Origin of the sequence: Mesorhizobium sp. KR1-2 (assembly GCF_040045035.1) — a bacterium.
Lineage (GTDB): Bacteria > Pseudomonadota > Alphaproteobacteria > Rhizobiales > Rhizobiaceae > Pseudaminobacter.
This window is the reverse complement of the sequence record NZ_JBDZDS010000007.1, coordinates 150,258-169,034: the sequence shown is the minus strand read 5'-3', so window position 1 is coordinate 169,034 and position 18,777 is coordinate 150,258. Positions and strand designations below refer to the sequence as shown.

Genomic DNA, 18,777 nt, shown 5'->3' with positions numbered 1-18,777 from the left:
TTTCCGATGACCGCACTTCAGAAGCTTGTGCTTGCCTCGGCTTCGCCGCGCCGGATCGAACTTCTCCAGCAGGCGGGCGTCGAGGCGGATCGTCTGCTGCCTGCCGATGTCGACGAAACTCCGCTGCGCGCCGAACATCCTCGCTCGCTGGCCAAGAGATTGTCCAAGGCCAAGGCCGAGAAGGCGCACGCCTCGCTGAAGACGGAGTCGGATTTTTCCGGCAGCTTTGTGCTGGCCGCCGACACGGTGGTCGCGGTCGGCCGTCGTATCCTGCCGAAGGCAGAATTCGTCGACGAAGCTTCGAACTGCCTCCGGCTCCTTTCGGGCCGCTCGCACCGCGTCTATTCCGGCGTCTGCCTGATCACGCCTGACGGCAAGGTCCGGCAGCGGCTGGTGGAGACGCGCGTGCGCTTCAAGCGGCTGGGCCGCGAGGAACTGGAAAGCTATCTCGCCTCGGGCGAGTGGCGAGGCAAGGCCGGCGGCTATGCCGTACAGGGGCTTGCCGGAAGTTTTGTCGTCAAGCTTGTCGGCTCGTACACCAATGTCGTTGGCCTGCCGCTGTACGAGACCATCGGCCTTCTGACCGCAGAAGGCTTTCAGGTGCATTTCGGCTGGCTGTCAGGGCCCCGCGCATGAGCACCAAGGACACGGGCAAGGTCACGCCGTTGCGGCCGAAGCGCGCCTGCCCCGAATGCGGCAAGCCGTCGGCACGCGACACCTATCCGTTCTGCTCGTTGCGCTGCAAGGAAGTCGACCTCAACCGCTGGCTCTCGGGTCGCTATGTCATTCCCGTGCGCGACGACGAGGAAGACGACGACAAGCCGGAATGACGCCTGGCCTCTGGCACAAGCGCGCTTTATTTCGAGACCATCAACCTCCTTCACCCGACGCCTGCTTCCGATAGCGCTTTCGGGAGCCACGGCCCGCGCCTGACAAGAAACAAGGCGCCAGGCGCGCGATTCTCCGTCTCGATCGAATCCGACCACGAGATTCGGGTGGCCTGCACCGCCCGACGAGAGATTTTTTGCCCAAGTCGCCCCTTCCCTGCCCGGATCAACGCCGGATCAAGGCCTTCTCGACGTCGCAGTTGGAGCGTCAATTTCTTGTTTTCGCCCGATTTTTTGTGCTGACGCCCCGGTCTTCGCCAGATTGCGCCCGCGCTGCGAACGTCAATCTCGATTTCTTTCAACAATCGACGCTCAAGTGCTGGACAGGCGAAAATCTCATGCTATAACCCACCCGTTTTCAGGGGTTGCCAAGCTTCTGACGACGCAGAAAACGAGGATTATTCCTTGTTCTCGCAACAGGCCCAGATAGCTCAGTTGGTAGAGCAGCGGATTGAAAATCCGCGTGTCGGTGGTTCGAATCCGCCTCTGGGCACCATTTATTTCCTGAAAGTTATTTGTTTTCAGTTAGATGCTAGAATTCGTCAGATCAGCATCCACCTTCTGATCCACCCAAGGCGCTTGGTTGGGTGCGCTTGTCTCACTGCATCTCAACGCGGTGATGTTTCCTCGAGGCAGGTCCGCAGGTTGTCGAATGGCCATCCTTGGTCCTAGCGCAAATATTCTGGATAGCTTTTGTTTCGAAGAAATCGCGAAAATGAAATCCGGATAGACATTGACTCGCTTCCAACCCTGCAAACCGTATTGGTGGCGGACGACGATGCAGTGTACCATTTCAGGGATTCTTCGCTATTTAGATAAACAGCTACAGCCTGCTCGTCCTTGTTCAGCTTGTTCTAATGCACGGGCACAATCAGACTTTGCCGACAAGACGCCGTTCTCCTACGAGCGCGAGCGGCAACCGAAGCCCAAGAGCGGGCCATGGCAGGTTCAACTCGACGGATTTCTGGATGGCAATCGCGGCAAGGCGGCGCGCGAGCAGCTGACGCTGATCCAGCGGCCCGTTGTAGTAGCGGCGCAGCAGCCCTGTAATATGGGCCGGTGAAGTGTGCCGAATGTCCTCGCCCCGGTGAGGCGGGTTCACCCAATCGGCGTCGCCAAGCACCTTGACTACATGATGCGCAACTCGCCTCGCACGGTATGCTGTGTCGTCCATTTGGCGGGCTGTCCATGACGCTGTTTTCCGCTTGTCCGCCCGCTTCGGTCTCTGCCCGGTCTCCGGGCTGAACAAATAGCCAAGGCGCTCAAAGTCTACTTCCTCAAGGAATATTTGGCGTTTGAAGAATGCTGGCAGGTTCGCATTGATCAAGTCATCGAGCTGATCGCCGCCCAAATGCAATCTTACGGATCGGTTCCTCGCCAAGGTGAACTCGATGTGGCAGCCAATGTCACCGTGCCGCTCGTTGGCCAGCTTCTCGCGACGAAGGTATACCTTCAGGCCAAGGTCAGCGCCGTCGTCCTCGAAATAGATGGTGAAATCGTTGTCTATGAGGCCACGGCGTTCTAGCTGAGTTGGCGTGCGCTGGTTGCCGTTCTTGTCGCGGTCGATGGCTGTGAGGTAGCCCTGTTGTTGATTGCGCTTCCCCATGACCTTGAACAGCGCCGCGCGCTTTGCCCTCGCTCGGCTCAGGTCGTTGCCGCAATTGTAGTCGTCGGTAGCAATCTCGGCGCTCGTAACCCAGTAGTTGCCAAGGTGGCGCTCATACCGTTTCAACAGCTTCAGCGGCTGCTTGTCGGGCAAACAGATCAACCTAATACGGGTGCTGCGCTTGCGCTTGACCTTTTCATGGTTGAAAGCTTAGCCGCACGCTTTCAGTTCCTCGATCGGCAGGGCCCTCTCCAGTCCAGCCTTGTCCACGTGCGCGGAAATTATGATCTGGTCAAACGTCGTCCTGAACACGCCAACGCCGGGTACGGTGAAGCCGGGTCTCACGGCCACGCGCGCGGCCTTCTCGCTGTTGCTCATGCTGGTCATGGCGCACCAAACGTCGTCTAGCCGCACGCGGGCGCGCTTCTCGGCCGGTGCTGTTCGTTGGCGGGGTGCAGTCTTGGTGCGGGTAGCCTTTTCCCGCTCAATCACGGCTCGGATTTCGGCCTCAACCCATCTGGTGCGGCCACCAAGCCTCATTGGCTTTGGCAATACGCCCTGCGTCACCCACCTCCAGATTGATGACGTGGCCACGCCAAAGATTGCGGCCACCTGATTGACGGCAGGAGTATCTCAATAGATCGCATTACAATTCCCGCGCCATAACCAAACACCTCGAGATATTGGAGTGCATCGAATGAGCAAGGGCGAGGAATTTCCCGGCTGCTTTGGGAGGGATGCCCCTCGCCTACTGCCTTGTCCGATACATGATCGGGATGCGTCGGTGGCGCGACTGATCCGTCTTTCGAATCCCCTGGCCCTCGTGAAGAGTTTCAGATCGGATTTTGGACATGCCGGCTCGATTCAGCAGATCAGCGATGTCGCGATGCTTGTCGCCCCGGGGGTCAACCGGATTCGGCGAAGGCGATCGGCGCATGGCTGCTGCGCAGCCTTCCCGCTAGCTATCACTGCTGTCACAGACACCTGGTTTTAGCCAAGGGTGACAGAAGGAACTTCTCGGGAATGGTCAAGATCCGGGAATGGTCGCATCGGCGCCACGGCAACACGAGTGATGATCCGGTTAGTCGTGGAGGTGGGCCATGTTTCGTTTGATGGCGCTGCGGTGGCGTCGATGGGCGGTGAGTCCCAAAGGCAGTCTCTAGGCGACGGCCGGCGATGCGAATGTGGAGGCCAACGAACGGGGCAAGGGCATCGACAGGGCGGACAAAGGGCGTCAAGCGGGATGAGCGTGTCGGAAGGGCAAGCCCGTCTTGCTTGGTTCTGAAATGGCCAGGCGGTGGAAACCGGCGTGGCGACGAGGGAGGTGCGCCGCGTCGAGACGGCACTGCTCGCGTTCTCAGGATGGGTGAGGCCTGGGCCGAGACAGCCACGATGGTGAGGTGTGAGGATCGAGCGACGCTAGGAACGAACCTTGTCTCCGAGAGCAGGATGAAACCCGCGATCATACCCTCTCTCGAAGCGGGGCAATGCATTTGAAATCCAGCAAACGGTAGGGAAACGTTTGCGACGCGGCCGCGTTGCACCTACTTCCACCCCGGCTGACGTGACAAGGAAATCGTCCCCCTCCGCCTGGCTGGAGGGCGGGACTTTTTTTTGGGGGGGATATACGGTCGGTCAAGTTCTCATCAGAGCACGCAAGCGACAACGAAGCCTTGATAACCCGAGGGGCCGAGAGGGGTTGGTTCATGCCGTGCGCTGCCGCAATGACCTTTCTCGAATTTTTCGCTGCGCTCGGATGCGAGCATTGTGGAGATGGCACCGCTCGTCGCAGCACTTGCCTCGCGACCTTCGGGCCGCTTACCTCCCTTTACGTATGCCTGGGACTGCGCTTGGATCCAAGCCCTTCTGCCGATGGAGGGCGGGTTCTGAAGAACTGGTTCCCAGCAGGGAACTCGGCAGGGTGGCTGACAGGAAGTTCCCAGCTGGGAACTCTTATCCCCGGCCTCATTTGCCCAAGCATCCCGAATCGGATTAGCAAAATAGCTACGGAAAAAAATCGAAATATCGCGATTTTGCGTAGTCAGGGCATCGTTAGCAAGCTGTTAACCAATCCGATGCTTTCTCAAAAGGGTGTTGGGGCACGGAGAGAATCGGGTGACTAGAAATCTAAGCAGTCTGCAGTTCATGCAGACATTCTCGAACAAGCTCGAGACGGCGCTGAACAATCTGGCGCTTGCACAATATCCGCCGGATGCAAAGCGGACGATGCGGAAGTTCGCCTCGTCGGAAGTCGCCGCCCTCCTAGGCGTGACGGAGGCCTATATCCGTCAGGTGTCGTTGAAGGGGCAGGGGCCCGAGCCCGAGGTCACCCCGAATGGCAGGCGGCTCTATACGCTCGACCAGATACTCGACCTCAGGATCCACCTTGCCGAAAAGGGCCGGAAGAAGTCGATCAATCCCCGCCGCGTTCCGGGCGAGGAGTGCCAGATCATTGCGGTCACCAATTTCAAGGGCGGATCCTCGAAGACGTCGACGACGATCCATCTCGGACATTGGCTTGCCTTGCGCGGCTATCGCGTGCTTGCGGTGGACATGGATCCCCAGGCGTCGCTGACCGGCCTTCATGGCGCGCTGCCCGGCTTCGACTACAGGGAAGGGGACACGCTCTATTCGTCGATCCGCTTTGATGAGCCGATCCCGACCCGGGAGATTATCCATCAGACGCACATCGCGGGTTTCGATGTGATCTGCGCGGGGCTCGAGCTGACCGAATTCGAAACCGCCGTTGCCATCGAAATGAGGAAGACAGGCGGAACGGGCTTCCTGTTGCGGGTGTCCCAGGCGCTTGAACAGATCGCCGATGACTATGATGTCATTCTGCTCGACTGCGCGCCGTCGCTTAACTTCCTGACGCTTTCCTCGCTCACCGCGGCGACAGGCGTCCTGATTCCGGTTCCCGCGCATATGCTGGACGTGGACTCGACGGGCAAGTTTCTCGAGTTGGCCGCCTCCTACATGCAGATCCTGGACGAGGCGGGTGCGGGCGCCCAATGGGACTTCGCCAAGTTCCTGATCACCAAGTTTGAGCCGAACGACCACCCGCAAGCCAATATGCAGGCGCTCATGCGTCAGGTTTTCGGCACGGACCTGCTGCTGAACGCGGTCATCAAGTCCACGGCCGTTGCCGACGCGCTGACCTGGAAGCAAAGCCTGTACGAAGTGCAGAGAGCGCGTTTCTCGGCGCCTAAGACATATGATCGGGCGATTGAATCGATCAACGCGGCCAACGCCGAGATCGAAGCCCTCATCACTGCAGCTTGGGGGCGTGAACAATGAGCCGCAAGGATTCGAAGGGCATGTTCGCCGCGGTTCTGGGGCAACTCGGGACCGACGAAACGCTTCCGACCCCGGCACCGAAGAGCTCGTCGCCGCATTTGTTGAAGGTCGCTGCCGGCGTCCGCCAGATGCAGGAACGGAGCGAGCTGGCCGAAAGGCTGCTCAAGGATGGCGAGCAGATCGTGGAGCTCGATCCCGATCAGATCCTTCCGTCCGTCATCCATGACCGCTTCGAAGGCGCCTATGACGACGCGGTCATCGCCGAGCTTACGGACTCCATGCGGGAGAGGGGGCAGATCGTTCCCGGCCTGGTGCGACCGGTGCCCGGTCGGGCCGGCACGTTCCAGATCGTTTACGGCCGCCGCAGGCTGGCCGCGGCGAAGAAGTTGGGCCTGAAATTCAAGGCCGCCGTTCGCGAACTCACCGACGAACAAGCCGTCATATTCCAGGGCGAGGAGAACTCTGCCCGCGAAGACCTCTCCTTCATCGAGAAGTGCTCCTTCGCGCTTGCTCAGGAGGCGGCCGGATATCGGCGGGAAACCATCTGCGCTTCGCTGTCGACCGGAAAGTCGCACGTATCGGAGATGATCAAGATCGCGTCGTCCGTGCCGAAGGAAATACTCCTGGCGATCGGCGCCGCACCTGGCATCGGGCGAGGCCGCTGGGAGGATTTCGTCCGGCGATACATGCTTGATGGCAATGCCTCCCGCGCAGCGGATCTTGTCCGGGAGGACAGGTTCCGCAGGGCGGGCTCGGATGAGCGTTTCAATCTTCTGCTGTCGGAACTGGCAGCGGAGTCGGACGGAGCTGTGAAGCAGAAGGCGGTAAAGCCTGCCTCCAAGACCTGGGCTCCGGTGGACAAGTCAGTAAGCGTAACCGTCAAGCAGACGGGGAAAGCGGTGACGCTCGCGGTAAGCGAATCGCACGGGAACCGCTTCGGTACATGGATTTCCGAGAATCTGGACGACCTCTACGAGGCATTCAGAAAGTCTGGGAGAACACCAATAGGAGACTAGAAGCCGCAAAAGAAAAAGGCCCCCGAACGGCACGCCGTGGAAGCCTCTCTCTAACCTTAAGCAAGTTGAGAATCGCATTTCCACGAATCACTGTCAAGAGTCGCAGCGTCGGTTCGGCGAGTGGATTTCTTTTGCCTCATTGAAAGGCGAAGAAAATGAATGTGGGGACTGCTGTAACCACGCCCTTCGGGGCGAGGCCGATGTCGCTCGCCATGCTGGCAAATCAGATCGATTCACGCCAGATCGAGCCTGGCAAGGCCGTGGACAAGTGGCAACTTTATCGTTGGCTGTGCGAGGCCAAGACAATCATCGGCATCGGCGATCGCTCGCTGGCCGTTCTGAGCGGGCTGTTGTCCTTTTATCCCGACAGCGAACTGTCGGAGGAAAACGGCCTGATCGTTTTCCCGTCGAACACGCAGCTCTCACTGCGCGCCCATGGGATGGCCGATGCAACCCTTCGCCGTCATCTGGCCGCGCTGGTGGACTGTGGCCTGATCACGCGACGCGACAGCCCGAATGGCAAGCGATACGCCCGCAAGGGCAGGGGAGGGGACATCGAGGAGGCTTTCGGCTTCTCCCTTGCCCCATTGCTTGCCCGTGCCGACGAGTTCGCTGCAGCGGCGGAACAGACCCGTGCGGACAGCGCGGCTCTCAGGCTTATGAGAGAACGGATCACGCTTCACAGACGCGATATCGGCAAGCTGATCGATTTGGCCCTAGAAGAGAGGATTCCGGGGGATTGGGGAACACTTTGGAGCCGTTTCCGTGCGATCGTGGAAGCCATTCCCCGCCGCGCCCCGCTCGCCGAACTGGAGGCCGTCGTCGGCGAGCTGGCCACACTTCGTGAAGAAGTGGATATGCTGTTGGAAAACCATAAGAATTCTGCATACCCGAGCGGCAATGAATCCCGAAATGAGCGGCAGCATTCTAATTCAAATACCGACTCCATTTTTGAACTTGAACCTGCTTCGAAAAGAAGCGGGGCGACGCTTGCACCCAGAAACAAAACGGCAGAGCCGCCGAAAGGGTATCCTCTGGCATTGGTGCTGAAAGCCTGTCCGGAAATTGCTGATTATGCGGTCGACGGAATTGGGGACTGGCGCGACCTGATGGCAACTGCAGCCCAAGTGCGCGGCTATCTGGGGATCAGCCCATCGGCCTACGCGGATGCGCTGGAGGCCATGGGTCAGGAAACCACGGCGATCGTCATTTCCTGCATCTTGCAACGGGCGCAGCATATCAACTCGGCCGGCGGCTATCTGCGCGTTCTCACCGATAAGGCCAGGGCAGGCGAGTTTTCCGTCGGGCCTATGTTGATGGCGGCGTTGAAGGCTGCCGGCAGCTCAGTGAGGATGGCGGGATGACACTGCAAACCGGGTCGGCGCGGGCGGAACGCGGGACACGACAAGGGATTGTGGTGCGAAGCGGTTCGCCATATACTTTGCACAGAAAGCACGTCGATAAATATGACAGGTGAATGCAAATGGCCCACGCGTTGAAGCTGCCGCCGTCCAACGAGCCGCTTGTGTTGTCCTATATGGATCAGGCCGGCAAGATCGCCATTGATCGGGTGGCGACCGGGTTCGGCATGTCGAAAAGCCAGGTGGCCGAAACAGCTGGGCTGGCCCGGGAGGCGTTGTATCGTTCAGAACGCAGTCGTGCCGCCAAGACGCAGAGCCGCCTTCGCGAGATGCTCGAGATCATCAGCCGGATAACCGTCTGGGCAGGTGGCAAGGAGCAGGCGATGGCCTGGTATCGGGCTCAACCTTTGCCGGCCTTTGGCGGTCGCACTGCGGAGGCGCTTGTGAAGGACGGCAAGGCTGCTGCCGTGCGAGACTACCTTGATCACATGGCCCTCGGGGGCTTCGCTTGAGGTTTGTCGGCACCTGCTATCGTGCGCATGATCCAAAATGGTCGTTCAAGCCGATATCCGGTGAGGGCGCCGCGATTAGGGGGGCCCGTTTCAACCCCAAGGGTGTGCCGGCATTGTATCTCGGATTGAGCATCATGACGGCGATCAAGGAGGTCACTCAGGGATTGGCGCACCGCATGGATCCGTGCGTCCTGTGCTCCTACGAAGTCGATTGCGAGAACATCGTCGATCTCACGACGGAACAGGGCAGGGCGGAAGCCAAGATCTCCATCGACGAGATGGAATGTGCCTGGATGTTCGATCTGGCAGAGGGCGAGCGACCGCGTTCCTGGTCGATCCACGACCGGTTGATCGCTCAAAACATGGCCGGCATTCTGGTGCCCAGCTTTGCGCCGGGCGCGGAAGCGGCGGACAACAACCTCGTTCTCTGGAAATGGGGGGCCGACCTGCCACATCGCGTGACAGTCATCGATCCAAGCGGGCGGTTGCCGAAAGATCAGCTGTCCTGGCGTTAAGGCCGGCCATGGAAATTCATAGGCCCGCCGCTTTGGTGAGATTGACGCGAAAGCGGTCGCGGCGGCGCTGATATTTGCGTGTCATTTCGGCGCTCGCATGGCCGAGCTGCTTTTGCACGTAGCGCTCGTCGACTTCGGCCGAGGAGGCGAGGCCGGCCCGCAGCGAGTGACCGGCAAATTTTTGTACCCGCTCGCCCTCCGCCAGGTCTCCGCGAACGCCGGCCGCCAATGCGGTCTTCTTGACCAGACGGGCGACCTGCTGATCGGTCAGCCGATCTGGCCTGACGGCCTTGCCCTGACCGGTTACCCGCCGGAACAGTGGACCGTGGCCGATTTTCGCCAGCTTGAGCCAGGTTTGCAGGGCGACGACAGGGCAGGTGGCGTCGGAAGAGCCGCGGCCAATCTCGACCTCGCGCCAGCCGGTCTTGCCGCGCAGCGTGACGAGAAGGCCCTTGTCGAGGATCTCGACCCAGCCGCGGCCGTCTTCGGTCTGGTCACGGCCGCAGTCGAGGCCGATGATCTCGGAGCGGCGCAATGCCCCGGCAAAGCCGAGAAGCAGCATGGCGCGGTCGCGCAGGCCGCGCAACTCGCCCCGGGGAAGCGTTTCCAGCATGGCGATCAGATCTTCCGGCAGGATCGCTTCCTTCTGCCGGGGCGGGGCGGCGTGGGTGTTGCGGATGCCCGCCATGACCGTGGCGACGTGGCGGTCCTTGCGGTCGAGCGGTTGCCCGCGCTGGGCAAAATTCCAGGTTAGCGACGACAGCCGGCGCTCGATGGTTGAGACCGAATTCGGCTTTTTGTCGCCGGTGGCGGTGCCGGAGGCGCAAGCGGTGATGTAGAGGCCGACAAGCTGCGGGTCCGGGGGCAGTGGCGCGAGACCCTGCCGGCGGCACCAGCTCGAAAAATGTTTCCAGTCGGAGGCATAGGCGCGGCGCGTATTGGCCGAGCTTGCCGCCTCAACATAGCCACGCGCGCGGTTCGCCAATTGGTCGAGATGGCCGGGCAGGCGGCCGGATGCCGGCTCCCCGACAACTGGGAGGGCAGGGGTGGAAGCAAGCTCGGCAGGATCGACCGATTGATCCGGTCGCCTCCTCCCCTCGCCGTCGGTTGCCCAGCCGGCGCCGTGCATAGGCCGACCGCCAGCGCTTTTGTCGCGTTCCCTATCGCCAAGGTCACCATCGGCGCTGCCGTTGCCACCAAGCTCAGCCGTCGCGCCGGTCCGGCTCGCCAAGGCTCCATCGGCTTCAATAGACCGCCCCATCGCCGTGACGATGTCGATGATGTCCGGCAGATCATCGGAACTGGTAGCCTCGGCCTCGAACGGGTGGTCGGGGGACATCTGGTAACGCTTCCTGTGCTCGAGCTGATCGATGGGGCGGCGGTTTTTAGCGATTTGGGCACCGAGAATGGCGATTTGCGAGGATGTTGGCAAGAGGAATGATAAGCCGGCATTATCGCTCATTGTGTTAGCAAGACAAGCTGTGCGTTTTGGTGGACAGCAACTGGTGATTTCCGCACGACGCATTTAAAATGCCCACGCATGAGGGGATCCGATCCGGCACTTGCCACCACTCTGCAGCCGCCCGCCGTGCCTGGCTGGGCGCGCCCGCGCGGGCCGGTCACCGACGCCGCCGAGGCCGCGTTTGCCGCCGGGGCGGCGCTGCATGAGCTGGACAATCTGGTGCGCGCAAACCCGGCCTGGGCTGGCGCCTGGCGCCGACGCTTGGCTTTGAAATGGGTACTGTAAACTTAATTCGTGTTGGTCGAGAACTGAGCGGCCGGCTGGTGTTCAAGCGGCTTGGAGGCGAGCGACGTGATTCCACATGCGCATCGCTGTTTCCCGCAGCTCGGGATGGTGCTGAGATGCCATGTCATGGCGGGAAGGTGGAAGAGGTTGGCGATTGGATCGTGGATGGAGACGAAGCGCTGAAGCCGACTTGCTGACTTGAAACGTTTCATGATCCGTTCTCTTCGGCGGATCGGCGGATCGGAATTCTCCGCCCCGAAACTGACCCAATTCATCCAAAGCTGACAGCCTTGGTTTCCTCGCTGCATGTTCAGTTGCCAACATTGATGACGGTTCTCCGAACTGGCCATTCGAGGCTGTACCGGAGAGCATCGACCGCGTTGCGTTGGAACTGGCCAGCCTATCCGGCGTTTCGGAGAATTCGATGGAACGACGGCAGTCTCGACATTGTCGAATGACGCGCCTCGTCGCAGACCCTTCCTAGCCTGAACATCTGAATTGGCCTCGAGAAGCATGACAGGTCGCACATCATCACGTCAGAAGCAGTTCCCACCAATCAAAGGAGACGACAGTGGCTAAACCAAGTATCGTTTTCGCTCATGGCTTGTGGGCCGACGGCTCGTGCTTCAGCAAATTGATCCCAACGCTGCAGGCCGAGGGTCACGAAGTGATGGCATCACAGCACGGCCTCGACTCGCTTGCGAGCGACGTCGCCGCCGTGAAGGCTTGCCTAGACCGGGTCAGCAGCCCGGTAATCCTGGTCGGGCATTCCTATGGCGGTACACTCATCACGCACGCCGGGACTGATCCGCGCGTCGTCGGGCTGGTCTATATCGCGGCCTTGGCCCCAGATGACGACGAGACTTCGCAAAGCCAGCAGGCAAAATTCCCGGTGACGGATGTGTTTGCGCATATCGAGGTGACTGACGGACGCATTTGGCTCAAGGCCAGCGGAGTTCCTTACTTCGCGGGAGACCTGCCCGAGGCGGAGCAGAAGCTCGTCTATGCGACGCAGGGTGTGCCAGTGCCGGACCTGTTCACCCAGAAGGCCGAAGGCACGGCATGGAAGACAAAGCCGAGCTGGTTCATCGTGGCCGCCAACGACCATACCGTCCATCCCGATCTGGAACGCTTCGCGGCAAAGCGAATGGGAGCCGCCACTTTCGAAACCGAGAGCAGCCACGTTCCAATGCTTTCCAACCCCAGCTTCGTCCTTGACGTGATCCGTAAGGCCGCAAACGCGGTTCAGTAGAGCTGCCCGCGGCTGTTGATCGGGGGGCTGAATGGACATGGGAGAGACCGTCGCGATGCGGTCCCTCTACCTCCGCAAGCCGCTAACAGAACCTTTGGGGAAGGAAGCGCGGCAGTCCTGCGGCCGCGCTCTCATGGTTTTTTGCTGTCAGCCGGCCTTGGCAGCCGCGATGCCGTCGAGTTCGTCCATCGCGTCGGGCGGCAGTTCGATATCGGCCGCGGCCAGATTTTCCCGCAGATGGACACGCGAGGAAGTGCCGGGGATCAACAGGACATTGGGTGCGCGTCTGAGGAGCCAGGCAAGGGCCACTTGCAGCGGCGTTGCCTTCTACTATTTCGTGCAGGTTGTGGATCGCGGCGGTTTCACCGCGGCCGGCCGGGTGCCCCGGGTTCCCAAATCGACGCTGAGCCATCGTATGCAGGAGCTCGAGGCCAATCTCGGCGTCCACCTCCTCAACCGAACGTCGCGCCACTTCAGCATGACGGACGCCGGCCAAGATTTCTATCGGCATGCGGTGTCGATGTTGCATGCGTTGAGGTCAATCACAGGCCACCTCACCATCCAAATGATTGGACGCTGAGTTCGTATAGTGCCGGCTTTCCGCCCCACCGGCCAGACGATACTTTGATAGTGTTGGCGCCACTTCAGACCTGAAAGCCCAATGATAACTGCTTCGGCAATGCAAGGTGGTTTCATGGAATGTCGACAGTTCTTGCAGGCAACCGTAGTCAGGGCCGCAGCAATCATGTTTGGCGCCGCTCCCTCGCCAGCCGCCGAAATCCAGATGTCCGAACCTCAGGAGGATGAAATGTCTGGTCAAAACCGTCCATATGAGCCCCTCACCTCGGAAAACGCCGCGCTTGTCCTGGTCGATCATCAGGTTGGCCTCATGACGGGCGTGCGCGACATCTCGACGGGCGAGCTCAAGCACAACGTCGTCGCGCTGGCCAAAGCGGCCAAGGCGCTCAAGCTCCCGATCGTCGTGACGACCACGGCGCGGGACAGTATGGGGGGGCCGACCTTCCCTGAGTTGGTCGAGGCGTTGCCGGGGGTCACGATCATCGATCGGTCGTCGGTCAACGCATGCGACGATGCCCACGTGGCTCGCGCAATCGAAGCCACTGGTCGCAAGAAGCTGATCTTCGCCGGCATATCGCTCGAAGTGTGCGCCGCGCTGCCGGCGATTACCGCCATCGGTAAGGGACTGGACGCCTATGTGGCTGTCGATGCTTCCGGCACCTTCAGCGAGACGAAGCGTCAGGCGGGTCTTCTTCGCATGGCTCAGGCCGGCGTCGTTCTGTCGGATTACGCCACCCTCATGGTCGAGATACTGAAGGACAACGCGCGGCCGGAAGCCGGCGAAGTCTACGGCGCGATGGATATGCCGTGGGCCAAGCTTGTCGGTCAGATCGCTCACGCCTACGGCAAATGATCAGCCGCGACTCGCCCGCGCTTGCTATAGCGGCGGGTTTCGAAACGCTTACGGCGAATAGCGGGGGAGGCATGCTTCGAACGCATTCACTCTCCTGGTGGAGACGCTGCGATTTCGGGGGTGACAGAGTGAGCGGATGCTTGATGCGATCGCGCCTGTGACCTGCTAACGAGCGCCGGAGAGGCCCAAGGGCTTCGTCAAAGCACCTTACCGCCGCTGAAAGGCCGCGACCGGATGAGATCAATCAGCGCGCGGAGCCGTGACGGTATGTGCCGACGTCCCGCGAAGTAGAGGCATGGCCCAGGATAGGGCGGCGTCCAGTCCTCCAGCAGCGCCATCAGCCGGCCCGCAGCAATATGCTCTGCGACGACCGGCTCGGCGAGATAGGTCAGTCCGACCCCGGCCAGTGCTGCCTCCACCATCAGGCTGCTTTCGTCGAGCGTCAGTGCGCCGGGCACGTCGATCAGCATGGTCTCTCCCCGGCGCTCGAATTCCCAGCGATAGAGCTTGCCACTCGCCATACGCGCGCGGATGCAGCGGTGGCGGTTGAGGTCGGTCGGCACCTTGGGCACGCCCCACGCCTCGAAGTAGGCGGGTGCGCCGACCACCAGCGAGCGGATCTCCGGCAGGATCGGCACCGCGATCATATCCGGCGGCACGGCCTCGGCTAGCCTTATGCCCGCGTCGAAGCCTTGGCCGATCACATCGACCAGTGCGCCCTCGGTGACGATTTCCAGCTCCACGCGCGGATAGCGGCGGGCATATTCGAGAAACAGCGGCGTCAACAACATCCGCGCCGCGCCGAGCGAGGTGTTGATGCGCAGCGTGCCGGAAGGCTCCGCGCCGTGCTCGCCGGCATGTTCGATCGCGCCATCAATCGCTGCGAGCGCCGGCGCGATCTCCGCCACGAAGCGCTCGCCTTCGGGCGAGAGAGCGACGCTGCGTGTTGTCCGGTTGAACAGGCGCACGCCGAGCCTTTCCTCGAGCGCCGCTATTGCGTGGCTGAGTGCGGAGGAGGACATGCCAAGCTCCCGCGCTGCCGCCCGGAACCCGCCAGCCCGCGCGACAGCCATGGCCGCTTCCAGTTCAATCAGGCTTGCCTTCGCCATTGCGCGATATTTCTCATCAGATTGTCCAAGTTTGACCTTCTTATCAGATCAATTGACGTGCGTCATATGACACTCCGTTGATCTTCAAATACGGAGCCTCCCATGCGCAATATCGATACGATCTATGTCGACGGCGCTTTCGTCACGCCGCTGGGCGACGAACGCTCGCCCTTGTTCAACCCCGCGACCGAGGAGCAGATCGGCGCCGTCCGCCTCGGCGATGCGCGAGACGTGGATGCCGCCGTCATTGCTGCCAGGCGCGCTTTCCCGGCCATGTCGCGCACGTCGAAGGCCGAACGCATCGCCATGCTGAAAAGGCTTTCCGCCGCCGTCGCCGCGCGCGCGGCCGATCTCGTCGCGACGATGGCCGAGGAATATGGCGCGCCGGGCTATTTCACTGGTTTCGCCGTGCAACATGCGGCGTCGGTGTTCCTCGACATGGCGGAGACGCTCGAAAGCTACGAATTCCGCCGCACCATCGGCCGCGCCGAGGTGGAGATGCGTCCGTCCGGCGTCGCCGCCGCGATCACGCCATGGAACAGCAATTATGGCTTCATCTGCTCCAAGCTCGCCACCGCGATCGCCGCCGGCACCACGATCGTCATCAAGCCCTCGGAGATGAGTGCGCTCCAGACGCAGCTTCTCGCCGAATGTCTTCACGAGGCCGAGCTGCCGCGCGGCGTGCTCAACATTGTCAACGGCACCGGCGCGGTGGCCGGCTCGGCGCTCAGCGCGCACCCGGACATCGCCAAGATCAGCTTTACCGGCTCCACTGCCACCGGCCGGGCGATCCTCGCGGCGGGGGCACGGACGATCAAGCGCGTGACGCTGGAACTGGGCGGTAAGAGCCCGACCATCATCCTTAGCGACGCCGATCTGGATCACGCGATCCCGCAGGTGTTGATGACGGGTTTTGGCAACAGCGGGCAAGCGTGCATCGACGGCACCCGCATCCTCGCTCCCGAAGACCGACTCGACGAAATTCTTGGGCGGCTGAAGGCGGGGGCGGAGGCGCTCAAGGTCGGCCCGGCCACTGATCCGGCTGTCCAGATCGGCCCGATGGTGAGCCTGAAACAATGGGAGCGCGTCCAGTCGTATATTCGCCTTGGACTGGAGGAGGGGGCCACCTTGCTTACCGGCGGGGAAGGGCGGCCGGATCATCTCGATCGGGGCTGGTTCGTCCGCCCGACCATTTTCACCGGTGTCACCAACGACATGCGGATTGCGCGCGAGGAAATATTCGGTCCGGTGCTCTGCGTGATCCCCTATCGCGACGAAGCCGAGGCGATCGCGATCGCCAACGATACGGATTATGGGCTGGCCGCCTATGTCCAGTCGTCCGATCCGGAAAGCGCGCGGCGGGTTGCCGGGCAGATCGAAGCAGGCCGCGTCACAATCAACGGTGCGCCGCACGAACCGCTCGCGCCCTTCGGCGGGTTCAAGCAATCGGGCGTCGGCCGTGAGTTCGGCCCGTTCGGGCTGGAAGCCTTCCTCGAACCCCACGCAATCATCGCGTGATTGCCTTGCGCTCCCCGTGCCGCACGGGGAGCGCAACCGCGTGGATCTTTGTGGCTGTTACCGCCGCGCATATGGAGCAGGAAATCCCTGATCGTTCCGCCCGGGTAGTATTCCCCTCGCGGTGAAATATTGATCCAGGGCCTCGGGATCACCTGCTTTATGTGCGAGAGCTACGTATGTATCGGGTCTAAGCAAATACATTGCATCGCGAGCCAAGCCGGCCTCTTCGTATGTTGATTGCCATTCGAAGGTGTGCAGTGGCACGTTGCGTTGCGCGCACCATGATGTGAGGTCGTTGCTGGCGGCCCCGTAAACGTGGACCTGCCAGCTCATTGCGGACAGCGGCCGATAATTGTCGACGCCGCCTATCGAAACCCAGGGTAGGCGATCCCCACCATGCACCTCACCAATCGCTCCGCTGCTGATGGGGCTGCCGCGATAATTGATCATGACCTGCGATACTGTACGGAACATCCATTCGCGCCAGGCCTCAAACTTCGCCGCAGCGGGAAACACCACAGGGACGACGCGTGTACGCACGAAATCGGCGAACTTGCCTTCCGCAGTCACAAGCGTGAATGCACGGTCGGTGGTATTGACCAGCCTCCTGGCAAAAGGCTGGCGCTCTGCCTCGTAACTGTTCAAGAGAGCGTCGTTTGCACGGCCCTCCAGCACCGTTTTTAGCTTCCAGGCCAAATTGATTGCATCGCCAATGCCGGTGTTCATTCCCTGACCGCCGACGGGGCTATGAATATGCGCGGCGTCCCCGAGCAGAAAAGCGCGACCCTTGCGAAAATGCTCGGTCACGCGGTGATGCACACGATAGGTCGAGAACCAGTTCACCTTCTCGACATTGAGCTTGAGCTTTTGAATGGCACGGTCGCTGATGTCATCGAACTTAAGCGTATCGGCATGTTCGGCACGCTCGTCTCTGACCGTGCCGACAAGCCGGACACGCTTTTCGACCGCCAGCGGAAAGACGGCCAGGAAATCGGCTTCATCGAGATCGACGGCAAGATCGCCATTGATCGCCTGGCCCGAAGCTTCGACATCGGCGACGTAAAAGACCTGCTTGTAGGTTCCCCCGGGAAATCCTGTGCCCATGACCTGGCGCACCAGAGAGTGCGCGCCATCGGCGCCAGCGATGTAGGCTGCTTCGCAGCGTGTTTCCAGGCCGCTGGGTCCGCGCAGCCGCGCTACGATACCGGAACCGTTATCGCTGTAGTCCATCAGCTCCGTTCGCCGCTCAACAGAAACGCCCAGTGCTTCCAGTCGCGTGATCAGGAGCCGCTCATGTTCGTCCTGTGGGAAGATGTGCAAGAAAGGATAGGGCGTAACATCGGCCCCCACATCCTCAAATGACACGCGTGCTTTCCTTTTACCCTCTACCCAAAGGCCTACCGCGGGTACTTTGTGACCTTTCTCGATGACGGCGTCCGCCAGGTCGAGCTGGCGGTAAAGTTCCAACGTGCGCGCATGAACGGCAAGGGCGCGCGAAGTGGTCCCCGGCTCGGCGGCCTTGTCGATGATGCGGACCGTGGCGCCGAGCTTGGTTAGCCACAGTGCCAGCACCAGACCTGTAGGCCCGGCGCCGACAATCAAAACGTCGCTATGTGTCATGGTGCTCCCGGTCAGGTTTGGTTTCCGACTTCAGCGGGCGCGGATCGCCACCATTTCGCCGATGGCATCGCCGCCGGCAAACAGGGTTATGCCGTGGCCTAGGTCCGACAAGCCCCTTACGTCAGGTGGGAAGCGATGCGCTCGATGCCGTCGTAAAGCAGGGGTGGAACCGATCCGTGGAGCGGCGCTATGTGGGCAGCCTCATTAGCCAGCATTCCCTCAATCAAGCGGCGGTGCTGTTTGGAAATGCGTCAGCCGGCGAGTCGTTCCTGGACTTCGATAGCCTCTGAAGCTGTTCGTCACCGCAACGAGTGTCGCCGAAAACGCAATTTGCCATGCATCAGGCAGAGATCGTCGAAGGCGGCAGGACCGGCGAGCTTTTCGATGCGCCCACGAAAACCTACTCGCAAGAGCTTTTGGCATCCTGGCCGCATTCCCGGCCGCTCAGCCAATCGCTGAGAGATCCCTTGCTCGTTGCCGTCTCCTTCAGCTCTTGACGTCGAAGGCCGGATCGACGGGGATTTGCAGGGCCGTCACGATGTGGTTGGTCTGGGCGGCGAGCCCCATGACGGAACCCAGCTCGGCCTGCTGCGCGTCGGTCATGCCCTTGGCGCGTGCCGAAGCCGTGTGCGAATGGATGCAATACTGGCAGCCATTGGCGGTCGAGACCGCTATGTAGATCATCTCGCGCACCAGGGGGTCGAGCGCGCGCCCAGTCCCAGTAGAGGGCGCGCGCGCGTTTGGCGATCGGCCCGAATTCCAGCTTCCTGTCGTCGAAGGCGAAGATCGGCAACACCTTGCTCATGTTGCCGGTGCAGAAGATCTCGTCGGCCTCGCGGAAATCGTCCACCGACAGGGTGATCTCGTGCACCGTCACGCTGGCCTCGCGCGTGGAGCCGTCATCG

The 18,777-nt window shown here is 61.2% G+C and carries 16 protein-coding genes, 1 tRNA gene and 5 pseudogenes; 13 read left to right on the top strand and 9 right to left on the bottom strand.

From position 1 onward, the window contains the following. Positions 1-6 precede the first annotated feature (6 nt). From ABLE85_RS15665 to ABLE85_RS15655, 3 genes are all read left to right on the top strand, one after another. Positions 7-636 (top strand): Maf-like protein, encoded by a 630-nt coding sequence (locus ABLE85_RS15665; RefSeq protein ID WP_348793640.1) that lies wholly within the window; start codon positions 7-9, stop codon positions 634-636. Next, a complete protein-coding gene (gene yacG, locus ABLE85_RS15660) occupies positions 633-830 on the top strand; it encodes a DNA gyrase inhibitor YacG (protein ID WP_348793639.1) in 198 nt (65 codons plus the stop codon). The genes ABLE85_RS15665 and yacG overlap by 4 nt, the downstream gene beginning before the upstream one ends. 477 nt (positions 831-1,307) lie before the next feature. Continuing rightward, positions 1,308-1,383, top strand: a tRNA-Phe gene (locus tag ABLE85_RS15655). Positions 1,384-1,758: 375 nt separating this feature from the next. On the opposite strand, the gene ABLE85_RS15650 is transcribed toward ABLE85_RS15655, so the two are convergent. After that, positions 1,759-2,646, bottom strand: coding sequence for a hypothetical protein (locus ABLE85_RS15650; RefSeq protein ID WP_348793638.1), 888 nt, complete (start codon positions 2,644-2,646; stop codon positions 1,759-1,761). 57 nt (positions 2,647-2,703) lie between these two features. Next, positions 2,704-3,105 (bottom strand): AlpA family phage regulatory protein, encoded by a 402-nt coding sequence (locus tag ABLE85_RS15645; RefSeq protein ID WP_348793637.1) that lies wholly within the window; start codon positions 3,103-3,105, stop codon positions 2,704-2,706. 1,503 nt (positions 3,106-4,608) lie between these two features. On the opposite strand from ABLE85_RS15645, the gene repA reads away from it, so the two are divergent. The 5 genes from repA to ABLE85_RS15620 all read left to right on the top strand — a co-directional run bounded on the left by repA (position 4,609) and on the right by ABLE85_RS15620 (position 9,194). Further along, positions 4,609-5,790 (top strand): plasmid partitioning protein RepA, encoded by a 1,182-nt coding sequence (repA, locus tag ABLE85_RS15640; protein WP_348793636.1) that lies wholly within the window; start codon positions 4,609-4,611, stop codon positions 5,788-5,790. Beyond that, entirely contained in the window at positions 5,787-6,806 is a 1,020-nt protein-coding gene (gene repB / locus ABLE85_RS15635; RefSeq protein ID WP_348793635.1) for a plasmid partitioning protein RepB, read from the top strand. Before repA ends, repB begins: the two co-directional genes overlap by 4 nt. Positions 6,807-6,961: 155 nt before the next feature. Next, positions 6,962-8,170 carry a plasmid replication protein RepC gene (gene repC / locus ABLE85_RS15630; protein WP_348793634.1) on the top strand — a complete coding sequence of 403 codons (1,209 nt, stop codon included), beginning with the start codon at positions 6,962-6,964 and terminating at the stop codon, positions 8,168-8,170. A 119-nt stretch (positions 8,171-8,289) separates the two neighbouring features. Next, a complete protein-coding gene (locus ABLE85_RS15625) occupies positions 8,290-8,679 on the top strand; it encodes an MbcA/ParS/Xre antitoxin family protein (RefSeq protein WP_348793633.1) in 390 nt (129 codons plus the stop codon). Beyond that, complete coding sequence (locus tag ABLE85_RS15620) at positions 8,676-9,194, top strand: RES family NAD+ phosphorylase (protein ID WP_348793632.1); 519 nt, start codon at positions 8,676-8,678, stop codon at positions 9,192-9,194. Before ABLE85_RS15625 ends, ABLE85_RS15620 begins: the two co-directional genes overlap by 4 nt. A 16-nt stretch (positions 9,195-9,210) precedes the next feature. Here the strand turns inward: ABLE85_RS15620 and ABLE85_RS15615 are convergent, their stop codons facing one another. Next, entirely contained in the window at positions 9,211-10,533 is a 1,323-nt protein-coding gene (locus tag ABLE85_RS15615; protein WP_348793631.1) for a site-specific integrase, read from the bottom strand. Between the two features lie 201 nt (positions 10,534-10,734). Between ABLE85_RS15615 and ABLE85_RS15610 the strand changes: the two genes are divergently transcribed. After that, positions 10,735-10,941, top strand: a complete 207-nt coding sequence (locus ABLE85_RS15610) for a DUF1403 family protein (protein WP_348793630.1) — start codon at positions 10,735-10,737, stop codon at positions 10,939-10,941. 131 nt (positions 10,942-11,072) lie between these two features. Here ABLE85_RS15610 and ABLE85_RS15605 read toward each other — a convergent pair. Continuing rightward, positions 11,073-11,195, bottom strand: a pseudogene (locus ABLE85_RS15605) (IS6 family transposase); the annotation flags it as partial. A 317-nt stretch (positions 11,196-11,512) separates the two neighbouring features. On the opposite strand from ABLE85_RS15605, the gene ABLE85_RS15600 reads away from it, so the two are divergent. Further along, on the top strand, positions 11,513-12,193 hold the full coding sequence (locus ABLE85_RS15600) for an alpha/beta hydrolase (protein WP_348793629.1): 681 nt from the start codon (positions 11,513-11,515) through the stop codon (positions 12,191-12,193). 147 nt (positions 12,194-12,340) lie between these two features. Here ABLE85_RS15600 and ABLE85_RS15595 read toward each other — a convergent pair. Continuing rightward, a pseudogene (locus ABLE85_RS15595) lies at positions 12,341-12,517 on the bottom strand (aldo/keto reductase); the annotation flags it as partial. On the opposite strand from ABLE85_RS15595, the pseudogene ABLE85_RS15590 reads away from it, so the two are divergent. Continuing rightward, positions 12,480-12,719: pseudogene (locus ABLE85_RS15590) on the top strand (LysR family transcriptional regulator); the annotation flags it as partial. The pseudogenes ABLE85_RS15595 and ABLE85_RS15590 overlap by 38 nt on opposite strands. A 135-nt stretch (positions 12,720-12,854) precedes the next feature. Continuing rightward, positions 12,855-13,625 (top strand): isochorismatase family protein, encoded by a 771-nt coding sequence (locus tag ABLE85_RS15585; protein ID WP_348793628.1) that lies wholly within the window; start codon positions 12,855-12,857, stop codon positions 13,623-13,625. Positions 13,626-13,822: 197 nt separating this feature from the next. Here ABLE85_RS15585 and ABLE85_RS15580 read toward each other — a convergent pair whose 3' ends face one another. After that, positions 13,823-14,734, bottom strand: coding sequence for a LysR family transcriptional regulator (locus tag ABLE85_RS15580; RefSeq protein ID WP_348793627.1), 912 nt, complete (start codon positions 14,732-14,734; stop codon positions 13,823-13,825). 102 nt (positions 14,735-14,836) lie between these two features. On the opposite strand from ABLE85_RS15580, the gene ABLE85_RS15575 reads away from it, so the two are divergent. Next, entirely contained in the window at positions 14,837-16,252 is a 1,416-nt protein-coding gene (locus ABLE85_RS15575) for an aldehyde dehydrogenase family protein (RefSeq protein ID WP_348793626.1), read from the top strand. Positions 16,253-16,309: 57 nt separating this feature from the next. Here ABLE85_RS15575 and ABLE85_RS15570 read toward each other — a convergent pair whose 3' ends face one another. From ABLE85_RS15570 to ABLE85_RS15560, 3 genes and pseudogenes are all read right to left on the bottom strand, one after another. Next, on the bottom strand, positions 16,310-17,872 hold the full coding sequence (locus ABLE85_RS15570; RefSeq protein ID WP_348793625.1) for an FAD-dependent monooxygenase: 1,563 nt from the start codon (positions 17,870-17,872) through the stop codon (positions 16,310-16,312). A gap of 486 nt (positions 17,873-18,358) precedes the next feature. Next, positions 18,359-18,580 (bottom strand): annotated as a pseudogene (locus ABLE85_RS15565) (carboxymuconolactone decarboxylase family protein); the annotation flags it as partial. Next, positions 18,576-18,761 (bottom strand): annotated as a pseudogene (locus tag ABLE85_RS15560) (branched chain amino acid aminotransferase); the annotation flags it as partial. The pseudogenes ABLE85_RS15565 and ABLE85_RS15560, both read right to left, overlap by 5 nt. Positions 18,762-18,777 lie beyond the last annotated feature (16 nt).

Coding starts and splice junctions, on each gene's coding strand:
- ABLE85_RS15665 (WP_348793640.1), top strand. CDS start 7: ATGACCGCACTTCAGAAGCTTGTGCTTGCCTCGGCTTCGCCGCGCCGG.
- yacG (WP_348793639.1), top strand. CDS start 633: ATGAGCACCAAGGACACGGGCAAGGTCACGCCGTTGCGGCCGAAGCGC.
- repB (WP_348793635.1), top strand. CDS start 5,787: ATGAGCCGCAAGGATTCGAAGGGCATGTTCGCCGCGGTTCTGGGGCAA.
- repC (WP_348793634.1), top strand. CDS start 6,962: ATGAATGTGGGGACTGCTGTAACCACGCCCTTCGGGGCGAGGCCGATG.
- ABLE85_RS15625 (WP_348793633.1), top strand. CDS start 8,290: ATGGCCCACGCGTTGAAGCTGCCGCCGTCCAACGAGCCGCTTGTGTTG.
- ABLE85_RS15615 (WP_348793631.1), bottom strand. CDS start 10,533: ATGTCCCCCGACCACCCGTTCGAGGCCGAGGCTACCAGTTCCGATGAT.
- ABLE85_RS15610 (WP_348793630.1), top strand. CDS start 10,735: ATGAGGGGATCCGATCCGGCACTTGCCACCACTCTGCAGCCGCCCGCC.
- ABLE85_RS15585 (WP_348793628.1), top strand. CDS start 12,855: ATGATAACTGCTTCGGCAATGCAAGGTGGTTTCATGGAATGTCGACAG.
- ABLE85_RS15580 (WP_348793627.1), bottom strand. CDS start 14,734: ATGGCGAAGGCAAGCCTGATTGAACTGGAAGCGGCCATGGCTGTCGCG.
- ABLE85_RS15575 (WP_348793626.1), top strand. CDS start 14,837: ATGCGCAATATCGATACGATCTATGTCGACGGCGCTTTCGTCACGCCG.
- ABLE85_RS15570 (WP_348793625.1), bottom strand. CDS start 17,872: ATGACACATAGCGACGTTTTGATTGTCGGCGCCGGGCCTACAGGTCTG.